The organism is Bradyrhizobium sp. SHOUNA76 (genome assembly GCF_023006445.1).
Taxonomy (GTDB): Bacteria; Pseudomonadota; Alphaproteobacteria; order Rhizobiales; family Xanthobacteraceae; genus Bradyrhizobium.
On sequence record NZ_JALBHA010000411.1, the window covers coordinates 1 to 5,928 of the forward strand.

General features: G+C 63.5%; 6 protein-coding genes and 1 pseudogene. 3 read left to right on the forward strand and 4 right to left on the reverse strand.

The features are described 5' to 3' along the window. The 3 genes and pseudogenes from MOV74_RS29160 to MOV74_RS29170 form a co-directional block, all read left to right on the forward strand. A pseudogene (locus MOV74_RS29160) lies at positions 1–152 on the forward strand (ATP-binding protein); the annotation flags it as partial. A gap of 104 nt (positions 153–256) precedes the next feature. Continuing rightward, positions 257–532, forward strand: coding sequence for a type II toxin-antitoxin system ParD family antitoxin (locus MOV74_RS29165; protein WP_246930108.1), 276 nt, complete (start codon positions 257–259; stop codon positions 530–532). 30 nt (positions 533–562) lie between these two features. Then, a complete protein-coding gene (locus MOV74_RS29170; RefSeq protein WP_246930102.1) occupies positions 563–817 on the forward strand; it encodes a type II toxin-antitoxin system RelE/ParE family toxin in 255 nt (84 codons plus the stop codon). A 73-nt stretch (positions 818–890) separates the two neighbouring features. On the opposite strand, the gene MOV74_RS29175 is transcribed toward MOV74_RS29170, so the two are convergent. The 4 genes from MOV74_RS29175 to moaA all read right to left on the reverse strand — a co-directional run bounded on the left by MOV74_RS29175 (position 891) and on the right by moaA (position 5,742). After that, a complete protein-coding gene (locus tag MOV74_RS29175) occupies positions 891–2,180 on the reverse strand; it encodes a M20/M25/M40 family metallo-hydrolase (protein WP_246930103.1) in 1,290 nt (429 codons plus the stop codon). A 110-nt stretch (positions 2,181–2,290) separates the two neighbouring features. Beyond that, positions 2,291–3,946 carry a TRAP transporter large permease subunit gene (locus MOV74_RS29180; RefSeq protein ID WP_246930104.1) on the reverse strand — a complete coding sequence of 552 codons (1,656 nt, stop codon included), beginning with the start codon at positions 3,944–3,946 and terminating at the stop codon, positions 2,291–2,293. Positions 3,947–3,972: 26 nt separating this feature from the next. Continuing rightward, positions 3,973–4,554 carry a TRAP transporter small permease subunit gene (locus tag MOV74_RS29185; protein ID WP_246930105.1) on the reverse strand — a complete coding sequence of 194 codons (582 nt, stop codon included), beginning with the start codon at positions 4,552–4,554 and terminating at the stop codon, positions 3,973–3,975. A 168-nt stretch (positions 4,555–4,722) separates the two neighbouring features. Beyond that, positions 4,723–5,742 carry a GTP 3',8-cyclase MoaA gene (moaA, locus tag MOV74_RS29190; protein WP_246930106.1) on the reverse strand — a complete coding sequence of 340 codons (1,020 nt, stop codon included), beginning with the start codon at positions 5,740–5,742 and terminating at the stop codon, positions 4,723–4,725. Positions 5,743–5,928 lie beyond the last annotated feature (186 nt).

Here is a 5,928-nt window from a genome sequence, read left to right on the forward strand (position 1 = left end):
CGGGGCTGGGACTCTCGATCGTGCGCGCGGTGGCGGATGATCATGCGGCCACGGTCGCGGTGGCGAACCTCCCCGGCGGCGGCGCCGAGTTCACGCTGCGGTTTCGGCGGGCGGACAAGGTCAAGGCGGGAGAGGACCTCGTACGGCCCTGACACCGCAACATCTTCCCGCAAGGTGGGCTATCGCAGCCGCGAATGGCGCCAGAGGGGTGCATGACAGTGTCATATCATATGCTAAGGGCGGTGAAAGGGACCGCATGCGTACACGCAAGCCGATTACCGTAACCCTTGGCCCGCAGCTCGCGAGCCTGGAAGCCCGTCTGAAATCGGGTGAATACGCCTCCGCCAGCGAAGTCACGCGCTCGGCCCTTCGCGCCCTCGATCGGCAGGATGCCGCGCTTGACGAATATCTAGCCGCCAAGGTTCGCGCTTCGATCCAGGATCCGCGCCCCAGTGTTTCGGCGACGGATGTTTTCAAGCGTTTGCGAACGCGCCACGCAAGGAACGCGAAAGCCGCCAAGCGTGGCGCTTAAGGTCGTATTTCGACGGAGGCGGAAGCCGATTTGGTCGGCCTTTACGAGTACATCGCAGAACGTGCCGGGCATCGAATCGCAGGCGGCTATATCGACCATATCGAGGAGGCGTGTATGGCTCTCGCCACCTTGCCCAAACGTGGCACCAGCCGCGACGATCTTCTCCCGGGCCTGCGTACCATCGGATTCGAGCGGCGCGTGACGATCGCATTCCGCGTCCTGCAGACAGAGGTGGAAATCGTCACAATCGCGTACGCCCGACGTCGTTTCGAAGACGATTTGTGAGCCGCTTCCGGCTTCTCACGAGCGAGCTTCGCCTCTGATCGAAGCTGAACTGCCGAACGCGGCGAGGGCGCGGCTATTTCAGCTTGCCCGTGGACAGGTCCATGATCATGCGCGTTGCCAGATAGAGCCGCGGCACGATGCTGTCGAGCTGCACATATTCGGCATCGTTGGAATGCGCGCCGAAGCCCGACAGGCCCATGCCCTCCACCACGGCTCCTTTGGCCTTCAGCGCGGCGAACGCTGCGTCAGTACCGCCCCCGGTCGCCTTCTCGTCGACCTTGAGGGACATTCCGATCTCCCCATAGATCGTCTTGCCGTAGGCCGCCACGCGGCGGGAGGCCTCGTTGGCTTCGAGCGGCGGGCGACGCACCTCGAACTTCAGGTCGACCTTGGAATCGGGCAGCAGGCGATTCTTGATCTTGTCCTGCAGCTCCTTCTCCAACGCGTCGAAATCGGACACCTTGAGCGCACGCGCATCGGCCTGGGCCGTGGCGTCCGCAGGGATCACGTTGCGGTTGGTGCCTGATTTGGAGACCGTCCAGTTCAACTTCAGGCCTTGCGCGGGTTTCGACAGGTCCTTCATCTGCAGCACTTGGTGCGAGAGCTCGTACAGCGCGTTCACGCCGCTCTCCGGCCGCGCACCCGCATGCGAGGACTTGCCCTGCACGGTGAGATAGGCCGAGCCGATGCCACTGGTGGCGAGGCGCAGCGTGCCGTCGGTCCCGCCGCCTTCGAACGAGAACACCGTGTCCTGATCCGAGGCGAGGCGGGTGATGGTGCTGCGCCAGCCCGGCGAGGAGATCTCCTCGTCGCCGTTCGTGAGCACCGTGAGCGTGCCGTAATCCCTGAAGCTCAGTTTCTGCAGCAACGCCACGGTATGCAGAATGAGCGCGACGCCTTGCTTGTCGTCGGCAATACCGAGGCCGTAGGCCTTGTCGCCGTCGATGCGGAACGGCTGGTCCTTCAGCATGCCCTTCAGGTACACCGTGTCCATGTGGGCGATGAGCATGATCTTCTTAGCTCCCGTGCCCTTGAATACGGCGTGCACGGCCGGTCCGATCTTCTCGGGGGTATCGTCGAGGCGATAGATGTCGGTGGGTTGCAGGATCTCGACCGTGCCGCCGAGCTGCTTGAGCTGCCCGGCAACGCGCTCGGCAATCTGGTTCAGGCCTTCGATGTCCTTGCTACCGGATTCGATGTCGACGAGATCGCGCAGCGTGTCGAGCAGCGGCTGCTGCTCCTTTTGCGCCAGCGTATGGACATCGGCGATCGGCTCGGCGTGCACCATCGTTGCGGCGCATGTCAGCCAGAGTGAGGCGACCAACGCGCCAATGAGCGATGGAGCGGGGTGCAATCGGGGCATGAGCGGCCATCCCTAGGGCTGAGGATGACCCGGTATGCCTGCGTTTCCGGTGCTTGTCACGCGCGTCGTCCGCCGCTTGCGCGGCGCATGACGGCGCGTTTCGTTCCCGCTTACTTCTGCGGCGGCCCGAGATCCAGTGGCGGCAGCTCGATCTGCGGCACCTCGATCTTGATGGTGCTGGGATCGATGTTCGACTGGACGCCCTTGTAGTGCATCACCATCGACGGGAACGCGATCACCAGCGCGACCATGATGATCTGGATGACGACGAATGGCACTGCGCCCCAATAGATCTGGCCCGTGGTGACAGGGTCCATCCGCTTGCCGGTGACGCGATCGGTGTATCGATCCTTCGGCGCGACTGACCGGAGATAGAACAACGCGAAGCCAAACGGCGGATGCATGAACGAGGTCTGCATGTTGACGCCGAGAATGACGCCGAACCAGATCAGGTCGATGCCGAGGTGCTCGGCGGCAGGTCCGAGCAGCGGGATGACGATGAAGGCCAGCTCGAAGAAGTCGAGGAAGAAGGCCAGCACGAACACGAACGCGTTGACGAAGATCAGGAAGCCGACCTGGCCGCCGGGCAGGGAGGTGAGCAGGTGCTCGACCCAGACGTGTCCGTTGACGCCGTAGAAGGTGAGCGAGAACACGCGGGCGCCGACCAGAATGAACACGACAAAGGCCGACAGCTTGGCGGTTGATTCCGTGGCTTGCCGGATCAGGTCCCAGCTCAGCCGCCGCTTCGCGGCACCGAGGATCAGGGCGCCGGCAGCCCCCATCGCGCCGCCTTCGGTCGGGGTCGCGATGCCGATGAAGATCGTGCCGAGAACCAGGAAGATCAGGAACAGCGGCGGCACCATCACGAAGGTGGTCTGCTGCGCCATCTTCGAGAGGAAGCGGAAGCCGGTGAGCTTGTCGATGACCCAGTTCACCACGGCGACGGCGAAGGCGAAGATGATGCCATAGAACATGCTGAGCACGACGTAATCGGCGCCGTGCGTCTCGGAGTTGCGCATCATGAACCAGCCGAATGCGCAGCTCGCCAGGAACAGCATACCGAGCGAGGCGAGGCCACGGCTGCCGTCGACCTCGCGGAAGCCGATGGCTTCCTTCGGCAGGCCCGGCGTGGCCTTTGGGAAGATCATGCTGACGAGGAAGGCGTAGACGGAGTAGAGGCCCGCGAGCACGAGGCCTGGGATGAAGGCGCCCTCGTACATGTCGCCGACGGACTTGCCGAGCTGGTCGGCCATCACGATCAGGACGAGCGAGGGCGGAATGATCTGCGCGAGCGTGCCGGACGCAGCGATGACGCCGGATGCCACGCGTCGGTCGTAACCGTAACGCAGCATGATCGGCAGCGAGATCAGACCCATCGAGATCACGGACGCCGCGACCACGCCCGTCGTCGCGGCGAGCAACGCACCGACGAAGATCACGGCATAGGCAAGGCCGCCACGGATGGTGCCGAACAATTGGCCGATGGTGTCGAGCAGGTCCTCGGCCATGCCCGACCGCTCCAGCACCAGTCCCATGAAGGTGAAGAAGGGAATGGCCAGCAGCGTGTCGTTGTTCATCACGCCGTAGACCCGCTCCGGAAGCGCCTGGAGGAAGTCGGGGTGGAATTGGCCGAGCTCGACGCCGATCACGGCGTAGAACAGGCCGACGGCGCCGAGCGAGAATGCCGCGGGATAGCCGAGCAACAGCATGACGACCAACGACGCGAACATGATGGGCGCCATATTGGCGATGATGAATGCGGTCATGCTTCCCCCTGAACCGTCGCCACCGGCTATTTCTTCTCGATCGCTTCGACGAGATGCTCGACTTCCGCCTCCAGCGCCGAGACCTGCGATTCATGGGGATCCGGCATCAATCCACGCATGACCGCAATTCGCTTGATCAGCTCGGAGATGGCTTGAAAGAGCAGGAAAGCGAACCCGATCATGATCAGGGATTTGGCGGGCCATTGCGGCAGACCGCCGGCATTGCCGGATTGCTCGTTGATGTGGAACGAGCGCTGGAAGAACGGCACGCCGGTGATGATCATGACGATGCACAACGGAATCAGGAAGAACAGGTGGCCGACCACGTCGATCACGTTGCGGACCGTCTTCGGCAGCGCGTTGTTCACGATGTCGATGCGGATGTGCTCGTTGTCGAGCAGCGTCCAGGGCGAGCAGAGCAGGAACACGATGCTGAAGAGCACCCATTGCAGCTCGAGCCACGAATTGGAGGACGTATCGAATGTCTTGCGGATGATCGCATTGACCGCCGAGATGATGACGGCGGCCACGATCAGCCACGCCAGGCGTTTGCCCGTCCAGCGCGTGAACGCGTCAATTCTCTGGCTCAGTTTCAGGAGCGCTTGCAACGATAGGTCCTCCCCGATTGTGCCGCGCCGCCCGGATTGTGCCGGGCGCGCGCGTGGGCTTGTCTCGCCGCGCAGGCATGAGGCTGTCGCACCAAAACAGCGGGCGCGCGGGCCGTCAATTGGAACTTGGTTGATAGTTCAGGGAAATAAAGCCGCAGCGCGGCGACCTCAGCCGCCGGTGACGCTCATGTGCCTGGAGACACTGGGACGGTTGTGGCGGCGGTCGATGATGAAATCGTGGCCCTTGGGCTTGAGGCCGATGGCGTGGTCGATGGCATCCGCAAGCAGCATGTCGTCATCGGATGCACGCAGAGGTTTGCGCAAATCCGAGGCATCCTCGTGGCCGAGGCAAGTGTGCAGCGTTCCCGTGCAGGTAATGCGAACCCGGTTGCAGGATTCGCAGAAATTGTGCGTCATCGGCGTGATGAAGCCGAGCTTGCCCCCGGTCTCGGCGACGCTGACATAGCGGGCGGGACCGCCGGTGCTCTCGGCCAAATCCGTCAGCGTGAATTGCTGGGCGAGGCGCGCACGCACCAGCGACAGCGGCAGATATTGGTCGATCCGTCCCGATCCGATCTCGCCCATCGGCATGACCTCGATCAGCGTCAGGCCCATGCCCTTTCCGTGGGCCCAACGCATCAGCGAAGGCAACTCGTCCTCGTTGAGGTTCTTCAGCGCCACCGCGTTGATCTTCACGGCAAGTCCCGCGGCGCGCGCGGCCTCGATGCCTTCCAGCACCTTGTCGATCTCGCCCCAGCGGGTGATCTCGCGAAACTTCTTGGGATCGAGCGTGTCGAGCGAGACGTTGATGCGGCGGACGCCGCAATCGGCGAGCTCGCCGGCATGTTTCGCCAGCTGGGTGCCATTGGTGGTCAGCGTCAGCTCGTGCAGGGCGCCGCTGGAAAGATGCCGCGACAACGAGCGCACCAGCGTCATCACGTTGCGCCGGACCAGCGGCTCGCCGCCCGTGAGCCGCAGCTTCCTGACGCCCTTGGCGATGAAAGCCGAGCAGAGCCGGTCAAGTTCCTCCAGCGTCAACAGGTTCGCCTTGGGCAGGAACGTCATGTCTTCCGACATGCAGTAGAAGCAGCGCAGGTCGCAGCGGTCGGTGACGGAAACGCGCAGATAGCTGATGGTCCGCCCGAACGGATCGGTCATCGGGGTCGACAGCGCGGCGGATCCGTTCATGCGAGAGGCCTTGTCACTTACGGCGACGGGCGCACCTTTGCTTCAGCGGTGCTCGGGACCCAATCTAAGCATCGGACGCGGCGAGGACAATCGGGTGGTATACTTAGATCAGCGCCTGCCGGCGTTCGGATCGGGGAACGGCGAGGCCGCGGCCGGAGCGGCGGCCTCAGCCGGTGCTGCGGCAGG

What these genes read in the sequence shown, in the direction of transcription:
- MOV74_RS29165 (WP_246930108.1), top strand. Translation starts at nt 257, where the DNA reads ATGCGTACACGCAAGCCGATTACCGTAACCCTTGGCCCGCAGCTCGCG.
- MOV74_RS29175 (WP_246930103.1), bottom strand. Translation starts at nt 2,180, where the DNA reads ATGCCCCGATTGCACCCCGCTCCATCGCTCATTGGCGCGTTGGTCGCC.
- MOV74_RS29180 (WP_246930104.1), bottom strand. Translation starts at nt 3,946, where the DNA reads ATGACCGCATTCATCATCGCCAATATGGCGCCCATCATGTTCGCGTCG.
- moaA (WP_246930106.1), bottom strand. Translation starts at nt 5,742, where the DNA reads ATGAACGGATCCGCCGCGCTGTCGACCCCGATGACCGATCCGTTCGGG.